This window comes from uncultured Kordia sp., assembly GCF_947496985.1.
GTDB lineage: Bacteria > Bacteroidota > Bacteroidia > Flavobacteriales > Flavobacteriaceae > Kordia.
In genome coordinates this window covers 137,190-158,102 of sequence record NZ_CANMEZ010000008.1, presented here as the reverse complement: position 1 = coordinate 158,102, position 20,913 = coordinate 137,190, and the positions used below count along the sequence as shown (strand labels likewise).

21 protein-coding genes are annotated in these 20,913 nt (G+C 32.2%); 10 read left to right on the top strand and 11 right to left on the bottom strand.

The genetic code is table 11. The features are described from left to right. Positions 1-74 precede the first annotated feature (74 nt). From lepB to Q0828_RS18710, 3 genes are all read left to right on the top strand, one after another. Positions 75-1,637 carry a signal peptidase I gene (lepB, locus tag Q0828_RS18720; RefSeq protein WP_298424829.1) on the top strand — a complete coding sequence of 521 codons (1,563 nt, stop codon included), beginning with the start codon at positions 75-77 and terminating at the stop codon, positions 1,635-1,637. Between the two features lie 140 nt (positions 1,638-1,777). After that, the gene (locus tag Q0828_RS18715; protein ID WP_298424826.1) at positions 1,778-2,398 is read left to right on the top strand and encodes a WbqC family protein; all 621 of its coding nucleotides are present in this window, start codon (positions 1,778-1,780) and stop codon (positions 2,396-2,398) included. Between the two features lie 2 nt (positions 2,399-2,400). Further along, positions 2,401-2,709, top strand: coding sequence for a DUF6122 family protein (locus tag Q0828_RS18710; protein WP_298424823.1), 309 nt, complete (start codon positions 2,401-2,403; stop codon positions 2,707-2,709). Positions 2,710-2,916: 207 nt separating this feature from the next. On the opposite strand, the gene Q0828_RS18705 is transcribed toward Q0828_RS18710, so the two are convergent. Continuing rightward, positions 2,917-3,129 (bottom strand): hypothetical protein, encoded by a 213-nt coding sequence (locus Q0828_RS18705; RefSeq protein WP_298424821.1) that lies wholly within the window; start codon positions 3,127-3,129, stop codon positions 2,917-2,919. 149 nt (positions 3,130-3,278) lie between these two features. Between Q0828_RS18705 and Q0828_RS18700 the strand changes: the two genes are divergently transcribed. Further along, positions 3,279-4,010, top strand: coding sequence for a hypothetical protein (locus tag Q0828_RS18700; protein WP_298424818.1), 732 nt, complete (start codon positions 3,279-3,281; stop codon positions 4,008-4,010). Between the two features lie 74 nt (positions 4,011-4,084). Here Q0828_RS18700 and Q0828_RS18695 read toward each other — a convergent pair whose 3' ends face one another. From Q0828_RS18695 to Q0828_RS18665, 7 genes are all read right to left on the bottom strand, one after another. Beyond that, entirely contained in the window at positions 4,085-5,122 is a 1,038-nt protein-coding gene (locus tag Q0828_RS18695) for an endonuclease/exonuclease/phosphatase family protein (protein WP_298424815.1), read from the bottom strand. A 3-nt stretch (positions 5,123-5,125) separates the two neighbouring features. Beyond that, positions 5,126-6,022 (bottom strand): rhomboid family intramembrane serine protease, encoded by an 897-nt coding sequence (locus tag Q0828_RS18690; RefSeq protein ID WP_298424812.1) that lies wholly within the window; start codon positions 6,020-6,022, stop codon positions 5,126-5,128. Continuing rightward, positions 6,022-6,855 carry a rhomboid family intramembrane serine protease gene (locus Q0828_RS18685; RefSeq protein ID WP_298424809.1) on the bottom strand — a complete coding sequence of 278 codons (834 nt, stop codon included), beginning with the start codon at positions 6,853-6,855 and terminating at the stop codon, positions 6,022-6,024. Before Q0828_RS18685 ends, Q0828_RS18690 begins: the two co-directional genes overlap by 1 nt. Positions 6,856-6,858: 3 nt before the next feature. Further along, the gene (gene mutL, locus Q0828_RS18680) at positions 6,859-8,724 is read right to left on the bottom strand and encodes a DNA mismatch repair endonuclease MutL (RefSeq protein ID WP_298424806.1); all 1,866 of its coding nucleotides are present in this window, start codon (positions 8,722-8,724) and stop codon (positions 6,859-6,861) included. 3 nt (positions 8,725-8,727) lie between these two features. Next, positions 8,728-9,027 carry a hypothetical protein gene (locus Q0828_RS18675; protein WP_298424803.1) on the bottom strand — a complete coding sequence of 100 codons (300 nt, stop codon included), beginning with the start codon at positions 9,025-9,027 and terminating at the stop codon, positions 8,728-8,730. A 124-nt stretch (positions 9,028-9,151) separates the two neighbouring features. Continuing rightward, entirely contained in the window at positions 9,152-10,423 is a 1,272-nt protein-coding gene (locus Q0828_RS18670) for an adenylosuccinate synthase (RefSeq protein ID WP_298424800.1), read from the bottom strand. Between the two features lie 28 nt (positions 10,424-10,451). Further along, positions 10,452-10,892 carry a transcriptional repressor gene (locus Q0828_RS18665; protein ID WP_298424986.1) on the bottom strand — a complete coding sequence of 147 codons (441 nt, stop codon included), beginning with the start codon at positions 10,890-10,892 and terminating at the stop codon, positions 10,452-10,454. A 288-nt stretch (positions 10,893-11,180) separates the two neighbouring features. On the opposite strand from Q0828_RS18665, the gene Q0828_RS18660 reads away from it, so the two are divergent. The 4 genes from Q0828_RS18660 to Q0828_RS18645 all read left to right on the top strand — a co-directional run bounded on the left by Q0828_RS18660 (position 11,181) and on the right by Q0828_RS18645 (position 12,404). Continuing rightward, positions 11,181-11,432 (top strand): class I lanthipeptide, encoded by a 252-nt coding sequence (locus Q0828_RS18660; protein ID WP_298424797.1) that lies wholly within the window; start codon positions 11,181-11,183, stop codon positions 11,430-11,432. Positions 11,433-11,452: 20 nt separating this feature from the next. Further along, the gene (locus tag Q0828_RS18655) at positions 11,453-11,716 is read left to right on the top strand and encodes a hypothetical protein (RefSeq protein ID WP_298424794.1); all 264 of its coding nucleotides are present in this window, start codon (positions 11,453-11,455) and stop codon (positions 11,714-11,716) included. A 95-nt stretch (positions 11,717-11,811) separates the two neighbouring features. Next, the gene (locus Q0828_RS18650) at positions 11,812-12,057 is read left to right on the top strand and encodes a hypothetical protein (RefSeq protein ID WP_298424791.1); all 246 of its coding nucleotides are present in this window, start codon (positions 11,812-11,814) and stop codon (positions 12,055-12,057) included. 140 nt (positions 12,058-12,197) lie between these two features. Next, positions 12,198-12,404 (top strand): hypothetical protein, encoded by a 207-nt coding sequence (locus Q0828_RS18645; protein WP_298424788.1) that lies wholly within the window; start codon positions 12,198-12,200, stop codon positions 12,402-12,404. A gap of 129 nt (positions 12,405-12,533) precedes the next feature. Here Q0828_RS18645 and Q0828_RS18640 read toward each other — a convergent pair whose 3' ends face one another. Next, positions 12,534-13,166 carry a LysE family translocator gene (locus tag Q0828_RS18640; protein WP_298424785.1) on the bottom strand — a complete coding sequence of 211 codons (633 nt, stop codon included), beginning with the start codon at positions 13,164-13,166 and terminating at the stop codon, positions 12,534-12,536. Positions 13,167-13,240: 74 nt separating this feature from the next. Further along, positions 13,241-15,454: a RelA/SpoT family protein gene (locus Q0828_RS18635; RefSeq protein ID WP_298424782.1), complete on the bottom strand. Its 2,214-nt coding sequence runs from the start codon at positions 15,452-15,454 to the stop codon at positions 13,241-13,243. A 172-nt stretch (positions 15,455-15,626) separates the two neighbouring features. On the opposite strand from Q0828_RS18635, the gene Q0828_RS18630 reads away from it, so the two are divergent. After that, on the top strand, positions 15,627-15,806 hold the full coding sequence (locus tag Q0828_RS18630) for a hypothetical protein (protein ID WP_298424779.1): 180 nt from the start codon (positions 15,627-15,629) through the stop codon (positions 15,804-15,806). Between the two features lie 2 nt (positions 15,807-15,808). Here Q0828_RS18630 and Q0828_RS18625 read toward each other — a convergent pair whose 3' ends face one another. Next, the gene (locus tag Q0828_RS18625; protein WP_298424776.1) at positions 15,809-16,615 is read right to left on the bottom strand and encodes an RNA methyltransferase; all 807 of its coding nucleotides are present in this window, start codon (positions 16,613-16,615) and stop codon (positions 15,809-15,811) included. A gap of 194 nt (positions 16,616-16,809) precedes the next feature. On the opposite strand from Q0828_RS18625, the gene Q0828_RS18620 reads away from it, so the two are divergent. Then, positions 16,810-20,787, top strand: a complete 3,978-nt coding sequence (locus Q0828_RS18620) for a T9SS type A sorting domain-containing protein (RefSeq protein ID WP_298424773.1) — start codon at positions 16,810-16,812, stop codon at positions 20,785-20,787. Positions 20,788-20,913: the final 126 nt, after the last annotated feature.

The window sequence follows — 20,913 nt, the reverse complement described above, 5'->3', positions numbered from 1 at the left end:
TTCACACTATATATTTGTGAATAACCAACTAGATTCAGTATTTATGCACTACTGAATTATAAAAAATACAACAAATGACCTTTACGCAAGCATTATTACTATTTTTCTTATTCGTTCAAGTAGTACATTTTTTAGGAACATGGAAACTCTATGTAAAAGCAGGTAGAAAAGCTTGGGAAGCAGCAATTCCTGTATATAATGCGTACGTTTTAATGCAAATTATAAACAGACCAAAAGAATGGTATTGGGTTATTTTATTATTTGTACCAATCATTCAATTGATAATTTTTCCTGTACTTTGGGTAGAAACGATTCGTAGTTTTGGAAGAACAGAGCGTTATGAGACTTTTGCAGCCGTTTTAACACTTGGTTTTTATATTTACTACGTGAACTATATGTTAGATGTAGAATATGTAAAAGATAGAAGTTTAAAGCCACGTACATCGGCTGGCGAATGGGTTGCTTCTATTTTGTTTGCCGTAGTGGCAGCAACTTTAGTGCATACCTATGTAATGCAACCATTTGTAATTCCGTCTTCATCTTTAGAAAAAACATTATTAGTTGGTGATTTCTTATTTGTGAGTAAAATACATTACGGAGCCAGAACGCCAATGACAGCAGTTGCTGCACCAATGGTTCATGATGCAATTCCGATCGTAGGGGCAAAGTCATATATGTCAGAACCACAATTACCATACTTTAGATTTCCAGGTTTTGAAACAATAGAACGAAATGATATTGTGGTGTTTAACTGGCCAGCGGATACATTGACAGTTATAGATGATCCAAACAGTAAAGTTGTTTATAAGCCTTTAGATAAACGTTCTAACTATGTAAAGCGTTGTGTAGGTTTGCCAGGCGATAAGCTAGAAGTACGTGATGGATTTGTGTACACAAACGGAATTCAAAACGATTTGCCAGACAGAGCAAAATTACAGTTTAACTACTTGGTTGAAACAAAAGGAGGTCGTTTTAATGATCAATATTTGCATGATGCCTATGATATTACAGATGGATATGGACCTATAAATAATAAAGGAACATATATGTTTAGCGCAGTAACAGAAGAAGCTGCTGAAAAATTGAAGAATCATCCTAATGTACTTTCAGTTACAAAACATGTACAGAAAAAAGGAGAGTCTAATGCCTCTGTATTTCCGCATTCCCCAAATTACAAGTGGAATAATTCTAATTTTGGACCAATTACAATTCCTGCGAAAGGAAGTACAGTACAATTAACAACAGCAAATTTACCATTATACAAACGTGCAATTTCTGAATACGAAGGGCAAAACCTAAAAGTTGAAGGAGATCAAATTCTGATTGATGGAAAAGTAATCACTTCATATACATTCAATCAAGATTATTATTGGATGATGGGAGATAACCGAGGAAACTCACAAGATTCTAGAAGTTGGGGATTTGTACCATTTGATCATGTATTAGGGAAACCAGTATTTGTTTGGTTTAGTTGGGATACAAAAGCAACTGGAATTAATAAAATACGTTGGAATCGATTATTTACAACAGTAAGTGGAGAAGGAGCGCCAGTTTCATATTTTAAGTATTTCTTAGTTTTATTAGCGGGCTGGTTTGTATTCAATTACTTTAGAAAGAAAAAGAAAGCAGCAAAGTAGTTTTTAGTGTAGAAATTTATCAATGTATCAATTTGAAGATTTGACAATTTGATAATGATATTGATTTGATGCTTTCTTGTAAGAAAAGAACCTTTTCATAATTCATAATTCATAATTCATAATTCATAATTCATAATTCATTGATAACTCTCATTCATCCAACATATTTTCCAAGTATTGCACACTATGTGGTATTTGCGAAGTCGGAACAGTTAATGTTTGAAATGGAAGATAATTTCCAAAAGCAAACTTATCGTAATCGTACTTATGTATATGGAGCGAATGGGAAACTAATGTTTAATGTTCCTGTGCGGCACAATAAAGAAATAAAAAATCAGAAGTATAAAGACATTGAAATTGCTAACGAAACTCCTTGGCAACGCTTGCATTGGAAATCCCTAGAGTCAGCATATAGAACATCTCCGTACTTTGAATATTATGAAGATGAATTACGCCCATTATTTGAAAAACGATATACGTTTTTAATGGATTTAAATATTGATACAATTCAATTAGTAAACGAATGTCTGCAATTAGAAATAGAAACTGCTAAAACAATGACTTATGAACCGATTGTTTCAAATATGAACGATTTTAGAAAATTGGTAGTTGTAAAAAAAGAACCTGATTACGGGTTTGAAAAATATACACAAGTATTTGATGCGAAGCACGATTTTATTCCAAACCTGAGTATTTTAGATTTGCTTTTTAATGAAGGTACAAACGCACTCAGTTATTTAGAGCAACAAACCATTTCATAAGCTTGTTACGAACCTATATTCATTACGGATTACACTTTGTCTTTCCAGTACTCATTGCTTTATTTTTCTATCGAAAACAATGGAAAATGACCTATTTTGTATTCATAGTAGTTATGTTTATCGATCTTGATCATTTATTAGCAACACCAATTTTTGATTCAAATCGTTGTAGTATCAACTTTCATCCGTTACATACGTATTACGCAATTGCAGTGTATGTAGGATTTCTATTTTTCAAAAAAACACGTATTCTTGGGATTGGTTTATTGCTTCATATTTTGGCAGATAGTGTAGATTGTTGGATGATGTAGTGTAAATATAGATCGCTTCATTGTAAGAATTATAGAGCGTATAGATAATAGAACTAAGACTTTTTAACTCGCAAGAAAACCTTAAATTTAAATTGTCATGTTTGTTTGTGAAAGTAATAAGTAACCAATCTTGAATCTTTACTACTTATATTGCATAGTACTGTTTAGAGGAAAAGAAAAAAACGAACCGAAGTCCGTTTATTTTTTTTAATATGCTCCACAAAACCTAGCTTGCGTTACACAAGCTTTATACGTAACTGTACAATCTTGATATACTTCTGAAGAGCAGCATTTTGTTTTGCAAAATTGTTTACTTGTAAAATGTTCATAATAGAATTCGTTTCCACCTAAGACATATTTGTTTTCAAGGTTTGAAATTGATTTTTTGTTAAGCATTAATAATGTAACTTTCTTTTTCATAGCATTCTGTTTTAGAGTTAATGATGAATCAAAAGAATGATAGATTTAGTGAGGAAGAGTGAAATCCGATAAAACATTACTTAAAAAAAAGAGAATTATTTTAGAGCAACTCTTTGAATAGAAACCTTTAATTTTTTGAATAACGAATTATGTTTTGGAAGAAAAAGAAAAAATTACCAATAACTGCAGAAGATAAAATTTGGGTTGATAAAACCTTGAATTGGTTGCGTAAAGAGTTGAATGAGAATCATTTTATGGAAATCAGAACGATAACGCCTACCAAGGGTTTTTATAACAGAGACTTTGATCGAAGCGAACAAGATGCGGAATTTATCCTAAAACGAACCATGGAGTTGATGCAGATTCGTAATGCTGATATTAAACTAGAATTTTTCTCAGATTCGCCAGTGGAAATGGCAGATGGTACTACATTAACAACTCCTGCAGACATTAATGGAAGTTGGAATAGTGCATCAGGAACATATGAAAAGAGTGAAAAAGGAACTGTTATTTCTATTGAGCGCGAACAGTTAAAGGATACAATTTCTCTTATTGCAACGATTGCGCATGAATTATCACATGAAATATTACTTGGAGAAAATAGAATCATTGAAAATGATGAATACGTAACAGATTTGACGGCAATCTCATATGGATTTGGTATTTTTTTAGGAAACTCACGATTTAGGTTTTCATCCGTTGGAACTTTTGGTTGGGAGTCTAGTGGACAAGGATATCTACCAGAACAAGTAATTGCGTATGCTATGGCAAAATTGTCGAAACTTCGAAATGAAGAAACAACATATTCTCAATATTTAGATGAATCAGTGCAAAAATATTTCAAGCAGAGCGAAGCGTATTTGGATGGAAACAAAGGGTAAAAGAGTAAATAATAAATGATTAGTCTTCAAGATGTATTTTAGAAAACAGAGAAAACCTTGAATCTTGCAATTCTTTAATTTCCTAAAGAAATCATACTCTTAATAGGGAAATGATCAGAATAATGTTCTGAAAATGTTTGAAACTGATTTACAGTAAAGCTTTCATCAGTTAAAATAAAATCGATTCGCATTGGAAAAAACGGGTAGTCTAGCGTTTTGCCAAAACCTTTTCCAGCTTCTACAAAACCATCTTTCATATTGCCTTTAATTGTTTTGTATACGTTTGAAAATTGTGTATTATTAAAATCTCCCAAAATAATTTTCTTGTAATTACAATTCTTTCTGTTGATTTCAAACAATTCTGCTTGTGATTGTTGCATCTTAAAAGTATGCGCCATACGTTTTACTAATCGTTCTGAATTTTCTTGTGAAAACTCTTCTTCTTTTGGATTAATACGTAATGATTGTAAGTGTAGATTGTACACACGGATGGTATCATTATTTTGAACAATATCTATATAAATAGCATTGTTTGGTGTGTTCGGAAATTTCAATGAACCTTTGTGAATAATAGGAAACTTAGAAAAAATAGCTTGTCCTGTTTTGTCATTTTTACCTTTTAAAGCTACATGTTTATATGGATAAAAATTAAACGCAGCTTCTTGTTTTTTGTGAAATTCTTGAAAAGCAATAATGTCAGGTGATTCGGTTTTAACTAACTTCACAATTTTTTCATCAATCGTATCATCTTCTAGCCATTTATAAATATTGAATAAACGTACATTATAACTCATTACAGAAATTGAGTTTTGAGAAGGTTCTGTGGTGTTTCCTGAAAATTTATACAAAGAAGTAACGTGCGAGTAACCAATAACTAATACAAAAAGTGATAGTATGAATTGCTTTCGAACATTTAAAATCCAGTAAATCAAAAAGAAAAAATTGATAATGATAAATACAGGAACTAATAAGCTTAATACCGAAAGAATTGGGAAACTTTTCGGAACAGCGTATGGTAATATATAAGATAAAAGTAAAAGCGCAGCAAATACCGAATTGAAGAAGAAGACAATTCTACCAAAAAAACCTAATCTTTTCTTCTTTTCAGTCATATACTAATTTTCCTTTCCTGCTTTAAACAGGAAGTCTTTTTCTTCCTTAGTCAGGCTTTCATAGCCAGACTTACTTATTTTATCTAAAATGCCATCAATTTTATGTTGTTTCTCTGTTGGAGATTGGCTTGCAGTTTTCCTAGAACTTCTCGTTTTTGTCTTTTTGTTTTTATATACGGTTTTTAATGGAGATTTCTTTTTAAACTTAAAAAAACTCGCTAGGCTATCTAAAAGATTTTCAAAACCAGTACCAATATTTTTTCCGCTTTGAAGTTGTTTTACATACAAATAACCGATAAGTGCTCCTCCAATATGTGCAAAATGTCCACCAGCATTTGTATACGGGATATATGATACATAAGAAACTACTAGTAATGCTGCAACGATCCAGTATTTAATAGGAAATATGCCAAGTAAATTTACAATCAAATTAGGTGAATAGGTAGCTCCTGCAACTGTAATTGCTAATACAGCGGCTGATGCTCCCATTAACAAAGCAGGTTTGTCAGCAAAAGCTGGTAATAAATTATAACTAACTAAAAACAGCAGCGCGCCTGCGAAAATCCCAAAAGAGTATACAGTTATAAATTGGCGTTCGCTAAAGAAAGTAGAAAAAATTCTTCCTGTAAAGTACAATCCTATACAGTTAAAAATTAAGTGCATAAAGTCAGCGTGCATAAAACCATAGGTAACTATTGTCCATGGTTTGTATAATAATTCTCCTAGTGCTTTTGGAAGTGTAAAATAATTTGTGAAAAATGTAGAATATGTTCCTGTAAACGAGTAAAATAACATGTTGTACAGTGAAACAATAGCGAAAACGACAATGTTTAAAAAGATTAACTTTTCAGCTATATTAAATCCTCGATATAAGGTTGCTATACGTGTTTTCCAATCCATTAGTCCCAACGATTTTTATTAAACTGAGTTTTGTCAAAATACCACATTAGTAGTAAGCCAAATAGTGCACCTCCAATATGTGCAAAATGTGCCACATTTCCACCGCCAAATATTCCATTTCCACCAGAAAGCGCAGATACCGAATCATAGGCTAATAGTCCTAAAATAAAATATTTTGCTTTTATTGGAATTGGAATAAACATAAGCATAATTTCTCTATTTTGATACAATACTCCATAAGCAACTAATACACCATATAGTGCTCCAGAAGCTCCAACGGCTCTTGTTTGGTTGGATATGTTCATATCAAATAAAGCTCTGAAATAACCCTCATTTGCAGTAACAGCATTGAACTGTGAAGTGTCTAATATAGCGGGTAACTTATTATAAAGTATTTCCCCCATAAACCTATTACTTCTGACCATATCTATATTAATGACTTGCTTGAGTTGTTCGGCCGTTAAATTTAAATTTACAATTTCCTGCGTAAGTGGGTAAAATTCAATATAATTTATTAAGGTGTGTATCAAACCTGCACCAACACCCGTAATCATATAAAAACTCAAGAATTTTATTTTTCCCCAACGCATTTCCAAATCAGAGCCAAACATCCATAAGGCAATCATATTAAATAAAATATGTGTTGGATCTACAACAGAATGCATAAACATACTTGTAATAGGTTGCCAAAAACCAAATAGGTTATTTTCAGGGAAATGTAGTGCTAATAATGCATTGAGATCAATGCCTCTTTCTCCTAAAACCAATGTAGCTACCCAAAGCAGTACATTGATAATGATTAAATGTTTAACCGTTTCAGTGATGCGCGTCATAACTTATATAAATTTTTTATCTAAATCATCTACGCTAAGTGTGATGAAAATGGTTCTTTGAAAAGGGGAAATCATTGGCTCTTTACAGGCAAAAAGATTGTTTACCAATGCTTCTTGTTCTGCAATTTCTAATTTTTTTCCTGTGCGAATTGCCATACTTTTAGCTAACGATTTTACTAAAACGTCAGTTTGACTGAATCCAGTATCAGGAATTTCTCCTTGAAAATCGTTTAGCATTTGCTCAATGATAATCTGTAATTCACTTTCAGAAATGTTTGACGGAATTCCGGAAAGTTCAATAGTATCGTCTGTAATGTCGCTAAACATGAATCCAATATTTTCTAAACTTTCTTTCACTTCTCTAAGTAAAGCAATTTCACTTGAAGAAAACGTAAATGTAACAGGAAACAACAGTTGTTGACTCACAGCTTCACTAACGGTAATATTTTTTAATAATTGTTCATATAGCACACGTTGATGTGCTCTATGTTGATCTATAACTACGATTCCTGATTTTATAGAACTTACAATATATTTTCTGTGTAATTGATAGGTAAGTGTTTCTCTTGGTTCGTCATTTGCAAATAAAGAACTTGTAACTTCTTCTGATTCAAGCTCTATGCTTTCGCCAGAATAACGTGTGGTATTATTCGATTTTGATTCAAGCCCAACATATAAACTTTCCCAGCCTTCTGTAGATTCTTTCTTAAAGTTTGTATATCTAGGTGCTGTTGTGGTGTTTCCAGAGATTTTCTTTTCATCTGCAAACGGATTAAAACTACGATCTACTTGAATATTTGGAACGGCAGCTTGCTTGTTTTTATAATCATAAGGTGTGTCTAAATTTGCATCTCTATCAAAATCGAGTACAGGCGCAATATTAAATTGTCCTAAACTATGTTTTACAGTTGCGCGAAGCATTGCATACAGTGAATGTTCGTCATCAAATTTTATTTCTGTTTTTGTCGGATGAATATTAATATCAATCGTTTCAGGATTTACTTCTAAATAGATAAAATAGCTTGGTTGCATCTTTTCTTTCAGTAAGCCTTCAAACGCAGCATTGATAGCATGATGCAAGTAAGGACTTTTGATGAATCGGTTATTCACGAAGAAAAACTGTTCATTTCTACTCTTCTTTGCAAATTCGGGTTTACCCACAAAACCACTGATTTTTACAATATCTGTATCTTCTTCAACAGGAACGAGTTTTTCATTGGTTTTTCCTCCTAAAATATTCACAATACGTTGTCGTATATTACTTTTTGGAAGATTAAATAATTCATTTCCATTGTGATATAAAACAAAGGAAATGTCAGGATGTGCTAATGAAACACGTTGAAATTCATCAATAATATGACGTAATTCTACAGCGTCTGACTTTAAAAAGTTACGACGTGCAGGAATGTTATAAAATAGATTTTTGACAGCGATGGAAGTTCCTGTTGGTGTTGTAACTACTTCTTGTGTTACTACATTACTTCCTTCAATTTTGATGCGTGTTCCGAGCTCGTCTGCTTCTTTTTTTGTTTGTAATTCTACATGCGCAATTGCCGCAATAGAAGCAAGTGCTTCTCCACGGAATCCTTTTGTACTTAAATTGAACAAGTCTTCAGCTGCTTGAATTTTAGATGTGGCATGACGTTCAAAGGAAAGTCGTGCATCTGTCTCACTCATTCCAAAGCCATTATCTATAACATGTATTAGTGTTTTTCCAGCTTCTTTTACAATAAGTTTAATTTCTGAAGCTTTTGCATCAATTGCATTTTCAAGTAGTTCTTTTACCACTGATGCAGGGCGCTGCACTACTTCTCCTGCTGCAATTTGGTTTGCAACATGATCGGGTAAAAGCCTTATTATGTCTGCCATGTATTATCGTCCTCTAGTAAATATTGATAGGTCAAAGTCAATAAAAAACAGAAAGGCTAGCATAAGTACAGCGATTATAATTAATAAGCGGATTGATACTTCACGATTTCCTCTGTTTCTATTGGCTTTACGTGCTTCTTTCCAGTGTGCTCCAAAGTCATTTGCATTCAGACTTTCTCTGTGTTTTACAAATCTAGATTCTATTTCATACACATTTCCAGTCTCTTTACCTTCATAATAACGAGGCGTATAGTTGAATCGTTTGTTCTTTCTTAATTTAAATACATTTCCTTTAAAAAACATAGGCGTAGAATTATATCAAAGTTACTCAAAAACTGAACAAAAACCATTCCTAAATCTATAAAAAATGTTAAAATGATTTTAGTGTAAATTAAAAAAAGCTCCCATTTGGAAGCTTTTTTTGTGATTATCTATGTATTGTTTGTGTTCTATCTGGACCGACAGAAACGATTTTAATAGGTATTTCAAGTTCCTTTTCTAAGAAATCAATGTAATCATTCAATTCTTTTGGAAATTGAGAAGGATCAGACATTTTGGTTAAGTCTTCTTTCCAACCTTTGAACTCTGTATAAATAGGTTCTATGTTTTCAGGTTCAATATTATATGGAAGATGTGAAATAGTTTCCCCTTTATATTTGTAACCAGTACATACTTTTAAGGTTTTAAATCCAGAAAGCACATCGCCTTTCATCATCATTAGTTGTGTAACACCGTTTATCTGTGCAGTGTATTTTAAGGCAACTAAATCTAACCATCCGCAACGCCTTGGTCTTCCTGTTACAGCGCCAAATTCGTTTCCAATACGAGCCATTTCTGAACCAACTTCATCAAATAATTCCGTTGGAAATGGTCCTGAACCTACACGAGTTGTATATGCTTTGAAAATTCCGAATACATCTTTTATTTTGTTTGGAGCAACTCCTAAACCTGTACATGCACCAGCGGCAGTTGTTGTAGAAGAAGTTACAAACGGATACGTTCCGAAGTCAACATCTAATAAAGAGCCTTGTGCACCTTCTGCTAAAATAGTTTTTCCACTTTTTTGCGCTTGGTGTAAATATTCTTCACTATCTATAAACTGTAATGATTTTAAAACCTCTACAGCTTCAAAAAATTCAGTTTCCATTTCTTCTAAATCGTACTGAACATCAACGTTGTAGAAATTAATCATTGCTTCGTGCTTGTTTGTTAAAGCACGATACTTTTCTTTCCAGTTGTCTAATTCTAAGTCTCCAACACGAATTCCGTTTCTTCCAGTTTTGTCCATGTAAGTTGGTCCAATACCTTTAAGTGTAGAACCAATTTTTGCTTTTCCTTTAGAAGCTTCAGAAGCTGCATCAAGCAAGCGATGCGTTGGAAGAATTAAATGTGCTTTTCTTGAAATAATGAGTTTGGTTTTAATATCAATATTAAATTTTTCCAAACCATCTAATTCTTTTTTGAAAACTACTGGGTCGATTACGACACCATTTCCGATAACATTCGTTGCTGTTTCGTGAAAAATTCCAGAAGGAATGGTACGTAATACGTGTTTAATTCCGTCAAATTCTAGTGTATGTCCTGCATTTGGTCCACCTTGAAAACGAGCAATAATATCGTAGTTGGCGGTCAAAACGTCAACAATTTTTCCTTTGCCTTCGTCTCCCCATTGAAGTCCGAGTAGTAAATCTACTGCCATTGTATTAAATTGAGTTAGTGTGTTGTTGTTAGTTGTTGTTTTTCTTTGTAGCGTAGAAATACAATGAATGATTGTGAATGTCAATATCAAAGATTTCTTCTATTGTTTTTTTGATACTTTGAATTCGTGGATCACAGAATTCCATCACTTCTCCTGAATCAGTTAGGATAATGTGATCGTGTTGTTTATCAAAGTATGATTTTTCGTAGTGTGCTTGGTTTTGCCCAAATTGATGTTTACGAACTAAGTTGCTATCTAATAAAAGTTCTATAGTGTTGTAAAGCGTGGCTCTACTTACTCTATAGTTTTTGTTTTTCATTTTAATGTATAACGACTCTATATCGAAGTGTTCTTCGCTTTCGTAAATTTCTTGTAGTATGGCAAAGCGCTCTGGAGTTTTTCGATGTCCGTTATCTTCTAAAAACTTTGTAAAAACGTTTTTTACAATATCTTGATTATTTTCCTCCATTTGTTGTTGCATCTTGGCTGAAGATTTAAATGACAAAGTTACACTTATTTTTCAAATTTTTGGATACAAATATGTGTTGGAATTCAAAACTAATTGAAAAGTGCAATGATTTTAACACATGAGAATTGTATAACTTTTGTTTTTTTATAATTAATAGCGTACTTTTATTAAGTATAATTCTGATTTTCAGAAATATATATTCTCCTATAAATATATAAAACAGTATCGCTTATACATCAAATTTTTGATGTGTATTTGAATGTAGTGTAACGTACTATTTTATATATCATGAAAAAAAAAGAATTTAACAGTAAGCTTAGTTTAGGGAAAAAAGTCATTTCTAATTTACAACAAAATCGTCTTCATGGAGGAACTGACGTTGTTTCCGACCCAATTCAGATTACGACCATAAAATGGACAGATAAACGTATTTGCGCAGGTGGAAATACAGAAAAAGAATGTCCTGTTGATACTACACGAATAACAACGATTCCGCCAACCTGCATGGATGCATGTCATACGGAAGCTTGTTCTAATTAAACTTTAAAAAACCAATATTCATGAAAAAAAGAGAAGTTAATAACAATCTTAAATTAGGAAAAAGAGTAATTTCTAATTTACAAGAACACAGTATTCAAGGTGGAACTGATTCCATTACTACTGGAACTTACATTATTGTAACAACGATTAAAATTTTAACGGAACATATTACAAATCCACGTATTTGTAAATCAGTAGAAACTGATTGTACAATGACAACAGTTACGACATCGACACCAGTACCAGCAACAACATCAACGCCCGTGCCTACTACAACTGAATAAATAAAAATTATAAAATCACCACGAGCATTAGTGGTGATTTTATAGTTTTTATTTTTTACGGATAAACGAATTTAGTAATACAAAGAATTATACCTATGAAGAAAAAAGATTTCAATTCAAGATTGAACTTGAATAAAAATGTTATTTCAAGTTTACAGAAAAATAGTATTACAGGAGGAACTGCAACTATTGTACCTGCAACGACTTTTATAGTTGTGAAGACAATTAAAATTACTATAGAACATTTTACAAGACCAGGACTGTGTGTTACTGAAATAACTAACGAAACTTGTCCTGATACAGAGAATTCTATTTGTAAAACTGATTGTAATTGTCGATAAAGCTAGTTGCATGTATTAAAAATATATAATAGATAATTGATTAGGAGCTAATTGTACATTTTTTGCGAAACAAAAATAGTTTTACTTTTCACATAAAAAAGCATGTAATTAACTTACACATATATTAAATTTAACACATTATGAAGAAAAAAGATTTCAAGGAAAAACTGCAATTAAGGAAAAAAATCATTTCTAATTTGCATAGTAAAAGTGTACAAGGAGGGACCGAAATGACAGTTCAGAATCCTACAACAATAAAGGAAACTATCAAAACAAAACAGGATGCATGTACTATTATTGCTACATGTTATTGTTCGTTAACATGTCCTGAAGAGTGTGGAGGATAATAAATTAAGTTACTACTAGTTATTGTAACCCGAAAGCTGTCTGGGATGTTTTTTAATATCGTCTGGCAGCTTTCTTTTTAGATTTATTTTTGATCAGAAAAGAGACCGTTTATAACTTACAAATAACTATTATTTTTTCATCAACGCTAGTTTTATTCCAAGTGCGACAAAAATTCCTCCAGTTATTTTATCTAACCATACTTTTATTTTGTAATTTTTTCTGATTCGGTTTGATAATTTTGAAGCAAATAAAGCCAATATTAAACACCAAATTGTTCCTGTGAGTAAAAATGTAATTCCTAGTAATAAGAAAGGAAGTGAATTTTGTACATAATTTGGATCAATAAATTGAGGTAAAAATGCTAAGAAAAATAAAGCTACTTTCGGGTTTAAAATGTTTGTTAACACTCCAGAGAAGTATATTTTTTTATAATTCACAATTTCATTTTTACTATTCAATTCAAATGTTTCCTCACTTTTATTTAAAATGGTTTTAATTCCTAAATAGATAAGATAAGCAGCTCCTAAATATTTAACAAACTCAAAAGCTGTTGCCGATTTTGCAAGGATGATTGATAATCCTAATGTTGCAAAAATGATATGAAAAATAGCACCAGTTGATATGCCTAATACAGATAAAATCCCTGCTTTTTTTCCTTGCGAAATACTTCTTCCAAGAATATACATTGTATCTGCTCCGGGTGTTATATTCAGAATTAATCCAGCAATTATAAACGCTTCAAAATTTATGATTCCAAACATAGTTTTCTTAATTTCTTTATAAACACTATATATGAGAGAATTTATAAAACTTTAATCTCATTTATCATGTAATACTAAGCGCGAGTTATTTTTTCGATTCCGTTGATTTTTTTAAGATTTGTCATTAGGCGCTTTAGAATGGTATTATTTTTTACAATCACCGTAATTCTTCCTGTGAATATACCATCATTAGTTTCAAAGCTGATGTTTCTAATATTAACATGCATATTATTTGAAATAATTTTTGTGACTTCGTTCACCAATCCCATATTGTCAATTCCTGTTAATTCTAACAACGCAGTAAATTCTTCCTGTGAAGAATCAATCCACTTTGCAGCCATAATTCGGTATGCATAATTTGCCTGCAAACTCACAGCATTTGGACAATCTTTTTTATGAACTTTGATACCTTCATTTACCGTAACAAAACCAAAAACTGGATCGCCAGGAATAGGATTGCAACAATTTGCTAATTTATAATTAAGCTTTTCTTCTTCTTTCCCGAAAACAATTAAATCATATCGATTGGAAACTTCTGGCTGATTGATTTCCTCAATTGGAATGCTTGGAGATCTTCGTATTTTGTTTTTAAAGAATTTGAAAATACTATTGCTACGTTGTGACGCAAATTCTTTTAATTTTTGATTGTCAATCGTGCCAATTCCAACACGATAGAATAAATCTAAACTCGTTTTTAGTTTAAAATGACTAACCAATTCATTAATCGATTTTTCGTCAAGCGCAATTTTTAATTGCTTCAACTTACGACGTAAAATTTCTTTTCCGTCTTCAGCAATGCTTTTCTTTTCTTCACGTAACGATGATTTTATACGAGAACGTGCACGTGAAGTTGTTGCATAATCTAACCAGTTTGCATTTGGCTTCGATTTGTCAGAAGTAATAATTTCAACCTGATCACCACTTTTTAATTCATGACTTAACGGAACTAATTTTCCGTTTACTTTTGCGCCTCGTGTGTGATACCCAACTTGTGTATGTATGCTAAATGCAAAGTCTAGAGGTGTTGCGCCTTTTGGTAATGATCGTAAATCTCCCGTAGGTGTAAACACAAATATTTCTTTTGCATATAAATTCAATTTGAATTGCTCTACAAAGTCAACTGCATTAGTTTCTTGATTTTCAAGAGCTTCTTGTAGTTTGTTTAACCAAGGCTCTAACCCTTGTTCTTTTTGTTCTCCTTGTTTGTATTTAAAATGTGCTGCATATCCTTTTTCTGCAATTTCATGCATACGATGCGAACGAATTTGTACTTCAACCCAACGACCTTTTGGTCCCATTACTGTAATGTGTAATGCTTCATAACCCGTTGATTTTGGTGAAGAAATCCAATCGCGCAAGCGTACAGGATTTGGTCTAAAATGATCAGTTACAATAGAATAAATCTTCCAGGCTAAAAACTTTTCATTGTCAGGTGTTGCCGTTTCATATATAATTCTGATAGCAAATTTATCATAAACTTCATCAAAAGTAACCACTTGTTTAACCATTTTTCTACGAATAGAAAAAATAGATTTGAAACGCCCTTTAATTTCGTAACTAAGTTCTTCTTTGTCTAATGAATTTTTTATGATAGAAGCAAAGTTGTCAATATATTCTTGTTGTTCTTCTTTGCTTTCTTCAATTTTATTTTGAATATCATTGAAAACTTCTGGTTCTGTATATTTTAAACCTAAATCTTCTAATTCAGTTTTAATATTATACAATCCAATTCTATGTGCTAATGGCGCATAAATGTATAAAGTTTCAGAAGCAATTTTAACTTGTTTATGGGCTGGCATTGAGCCCATGGTTTGCATATTGTGCAAGCGATCTGCAATTTTGATAATAATTACACGTACATCATCGTTGATGGTTAAGAGCATTTTACGGAAATTTTCCGCTTGCATGGAGACATCTTTATCTTTTTTAAGATGTGAAATTTTGGTCAGGCCATCTACAATTTTAGCAACGGTAATACCAAACATACGTTCAATGTCTTCAAGTGTGTACTCTGTATCTTCCACAACATCATGAAGTAGTGCAGCAACAATAGATGTAGCATCTAAGCCAATTTCTGAAGCTACAATTTTTGCAACAGCTATTGGATGAAAAATGTACGCTTCTCCACTTTTTCTTCGTTGTTCTTTGTGCGCATCAACAGCAACATCAAAAGCTTTTCGGATGATTTTTTTGTCTTCATCAGAAAGTATTTGATAACTAATACGTAACAGTTCTTTGTACTGTCTGGCAATGGCTGCGTTTTCTTTTTCGATATCAATCTCTGTCATAAAATTAAAATTAAGATAAAGAAACGGAAGAAACAAGTATGAGGAATGAATTTAAAAAATAAAATGAAGCTTCTGATTGTAATGTATTCCCGTAGTGATCTTATGTGATTGGTTTATCAAGAAGATTAGTGTATTGTGTATCTTCTAATTCAAATCTTTAAATTATAAAACCATGAAAACTATTTTAAACATTTCAGAAGTTAAAATTTTAGGCAAAAAAGAACAGCGTGCTATCAGAGGTGGTGGATTTGGGCCGTGTTCACAGACATCAGATTGTGGTGCTGCCGATTGTTGGGTTTGTGTGCAACCAATAGGAAGATGTTTGTTATTGTTTAGTTGTCCAGACTATTAATGTTACCTAAAATCTCGTTGGCGTTTTGCTTCAAAAATTAAAATAGCAGCAGCAACAGAAACATTCATAGAATCTATTTTTCCTTGCATAGGAATTATGATGTTTTGAGTTGAACTATTTAACCATTCATCACGTAAACCAGTAGCTTCTGTACCTACAACAATGGCTGTTGCTTTTTTGAAATCTTGGCTGTGATAATTTTCTGAAGCACTTAATGCTGCGCAATAAATTGAAATTTCCTTTTCTTGTAAATAAGAAATGATTTCAGCGGTACTGCCCATTGCTACTTGTATGGTAAATACACAACCAACACTAGATCGTACAATATTTGGATTGTATAAATCCGTTTTTGGATTGGCAATAAAAACAGCATCTACATTGGCTGCATCAGCAGTTCTTAATAATGCGCCAATGTTTCCAGGTTTTTCAGGAGCTTCGGCAACTAAAATTAAGGGCGTTTTGTTATGAAATGAAATCGCGTCAAGCGCATGCGTTTTAGTTTCCATAATGGCTAAAACGCCTTCTGTGCTTCCACGATATGCAATTTTTTGATATACTTCTTTTGAAATTTCAATGCATTCCGGTTTGTTTTTTGCGTTTTTCAACAATTCTTGAATGCTATCGTGTGAACAAATTTCTGGGTAAAATAATAGTGTGTCTATGGTGTAATTTCCATCTAGCGCAAGCGTTAACTCACGAAAACCTTCTAAAATACATTTGCCTTCTTTTTTACGACTTCTTGATTTTTCTTGCAATTGAAGAACGTATTTAATCGTAGAATTTTGAGTGCTAGAAACCTGTTTGTGCATGCTGCAAATATAACAAAGCTATTCCATAATTATAAATGCTTTGATGTTGTTTCTATATGTAAAACGACAGGGAGTATTTTTGTCTATACACTTTTTAAGAATAATTCAACCTTTAATTCGATAATCATGGATAGTTTTTCTTGCTGAAGCTTAGGATTTAAAGTATTTTTGGAAAATTAAAATCGGTTACCTATATGAAAAAAACTATATTATTTGTATTTATAATTTTCATCAATATTATAAGTGCACAGGTTGCAAATCAACCAAGTGACTTTGAAGTCTGTGATAACAACAATTATACTTCAGGGAATCCTATCGATCCTAATGATATAAATGATGGATTGATGTGTTTTGACCTAAGTTTGAAAGATCCTGAAGTTTTAGGAACTCAAAATCCATTGGATTATACAGTAACGTATCATTTGTCACAGTTAGATGCAGATACAGCTACCAATGCTTTGCCAACACCTTTTTGTAATACTGTAAATCCACAAACTATTTATGTCCGATTGGAAGCTATTACTACAGGTTTTTTTGATACGACAAGTCTTACGTTATCGGTAACTCCAAGTCCGTCAGTACCAGATTCTGCTGCAATTGATATTTTTCAGTGCGATGATCCTGCTAGTATTGATGGTTTTGCAACATTTAATTTGACAGTTTTTGCATCATATATTTATGGTTCGCAATCGCAAATAGATAATACATTGGCTTATTTTGAATCTGAAGCAGATGCTATTGCAGATAGTAATCCAATTGCCAATTTAACATCGTATACAAATACAGTTTTCTTTCAGCCGATATTTATTCGTATGACAAATAATATTACTGGATGTTTTACGATCGGTTTTTTTCATCTTATTGTAGAGCCACCGGCAGACTTAGTTCAGCCAGAACCTTTAAATATGTGTGATTTAAATAATAATGGAATTGCTGTTTTCGATTTAACAACGAGAGCGTTAGACATTACAAATGGAGATACATCAATTGAATTACAATATTATGCATCTTTATCTGATTTAAACAATAATGTGCCAATTGCAAATCCTACTGCGTATTCAAATACAGATAATCCGCAAACAATTTTTGTGAGAGCAATAACAGGTGATTTTGATTGCCCGTCAGATGTTACGCAAACTATTCACGTATTACCAGCGCCTTCAATACCTTCTAGTATAACTCCAATACTTAGTTGTGATGACGATAATGATGGATTAATAGTTGTTGATTTATCAAGTCGTGAAACCGAGATAATTGATACAAATACAGATGTTGTCGTTAGTTATTATGAACAATATTCAGACGCTATTTCAGGATCTAACCCAATTTCAAATCCAACAAATTTCTCAATAAATACATCTAATTTCTCTAATAGCGGGATCACTTCAGTGATTGCTAGAATAGAAAGTACATTACAGATGGCAAGTGATAATACGCCTTGTTTTTCAATCGTGTATTTACAAATTTTTAATACCAATCCTTTATTTACTAATACTTCATATGATTATAGCACTTGTGTTGATGATACAAGTTATGTAGGAACATTTAATTGGGATACAATTACTGATGAGTTATCTTTTTTAAATAGCCCTCAGATTGTTGGCGACTTTTTAATTAGTTATCACCTTACAGCGACAGATGTAATAACAAACAATAATCCATTGCCCAATGGGTTTCAGAATACAACAAATCCGCAAACAATATATATACGTGCTGAAAATAGTATCACTGGATGTGTAGAAACTGAAAATATTCCAACATTAACTTTAGATGTACAACGCACACCTATTATTAATGAAAATCTTACTCCTATAGAAAAGTGTGATCCAAATGGAAATGGAATTGCTCTTTTTCGTATAACGAATGAAGTTGATAGTATCACAGATGACGAGTCTTTAGATATTACTTATTATGAAACACAAGAAGATGCTGAGAATGCAGAAAACGAGGTGAATGCATCTTTTTATTACAATACAACGCCAAATGTACAGACTATGTATGTGCGTGCTGAGAATACTAATGGTTGTTACTCACTTACAACTTTAAATTTAGTAGTAAATTCTGAATGTTTACCTTTTAACAATATTATTGGATCTTATATTTGTGAGTATGATACTCCTGGATTGGGTTGTTTTAATTTAATGTCTAGAGAATCAGAAGTATTAGGAAGCATTGATCCAAGTGATGCTATTGTAAGTTATCATTTATCTGATGAAGATGCGTTTTATAATACAAATGCTATATCAAATCCAGCAACATTTTGTACTACGGAGGTTGATAATACAATTTATGTTCGTGTAGAGGAAATTTCAACAGGAAATGTTTCTGCAACTGTATTTACGTTGGTTGGACTTGAATTACAATCCAATATTAACACGCCAACGCCATTGTTAGTTTGCGATCCGGAAAATGACGGAATTGCTGTATTCCCATTAGCTTCTAAAATTTTAGAGATTTTTGATGAAAATTCAGGTTTTGGAATTTCATACCATGCTACGATGGCAGATGCTGAAATCAACATTAATAGATTAGATTTGATATATACGAACACAACGCCATATTCGCAAACCATATATGCAAGAATAAGTGGGCATCCTTTATTTTATCCTAACGCAGAATGCTATGAAATTGTTCCATTAGAATTAGTAACGGAACCTACGTTATGTAATGTCTCTTCTAGTGAAAATTATGAAGTCACAACTATACCACATGCAATATATACTATTGAAGCAATACCATCAGGTAATATTGATGATACCTTTACATATAGAATAGACATTCCTTTTGAATTTGATTTTTTTGGTAAAACCTATGATGAATTTGTTGTCGGAACAAACGGAATAGTATCTTTCAATGAAAGTTATTCTAATGCACCTTGTAACTGGTCAATGGATGTTTCACGTAGTATTCCAAGTGCAGAATTATACACAAATTCTGTTTTTGGTGTGTATCATGATTTATTAAATAATGGTACAGGTAGCTTAGGGTATGGTGTAATTGGAGAAGCTCCTTTTAGAAAAATGGTAATTTTCTTTGATGAAATTAATCAATTTGGGAATACATGTAATGATCCATCAACAACACAGATTATATTGTATGAAACACTCAATGTGGTAGATGTTCAAGTAGAACAGAAAATATCTTGTAGTGATTGGAATGGCGGATTAGGTTTACTCGGAATTCAAGATGAATATGGGTTGGAAGGATATTTTCCAGAAGGTAGAAATACAGGCGCATGGGATGCGATTGATGAAGGACATCGTTTTAGACCTATAACAACATATGAAAATGTTTTTTCGATTTTATGTGATGATGGAGCAGATGGTTTTCTAGAATTTGATTTATCAACCATTGGTGATGAAATATTAGAGGCAGATGACATTACCACAGGAACAGTTACGTATTTCAATTCTGAACAAGATTTATTAAATAATAGTAATCCTTTACCAACCTTGTATACAAATACACGTAATTCTCAAATAATTTATGCTAGAGTCTTAAATGGAACAACAAATGAGGTTACTATAAAAACAGTTACGTTAGCAGTAATTGATTGTAATATGGATACTGATTCAGATGGTGTTTCAACGATGGATGAAGATGTAAATGGTGATGGGAATTTAGGGAATGATGATACGGATGGCGATGGAATTCCTGATTTTGTAGATGAAGATGATGACGGCGATTATGTCCTAACAAATTTAGAATTGCTTAATACTGCTACAATAACACCTCAAAATGGATTTTTAGATACGGATGATGACGGAATTCCAAACCATAGAGATGCTGATGATGATGGAGATGGAACATTAACAGTTGATGAAGATTACAATGGAAATAACAATCCAGAAGATGATGATACAAATAATAACATGATTCCAGATTATTTAGATAACACTATTTTCTTAGGTGTAGAAGAATTTTCAACAACGAATATACGCATGTATCCAAATCCGGCAAAAGATAAACTTACTGTCGAAACAGTTGCTAATGTACGAATTCAAAGTATAGAAATATATAGTGTGGAAGGAAGGTTAGTGCATGCTCAAAAGCAGGCAATACCAACGAATAATTTAACGATTGATGTAAATGATTTTGCTTCAGGTTTCTATGTATTACGCATGAAAACACAAGCTAATACAACGATTACAAAACAATTTATAGTGGAATAAGTTTTTAGGCTATATATAAAGATAAAATCCAATAATAACTGTAATAGTTGTTATTGGATTTTTTATTTTAAATAAAATGTAATTAATGAAACTTCATTTCGACTTAGGAAGAAATCTAAAACTAAT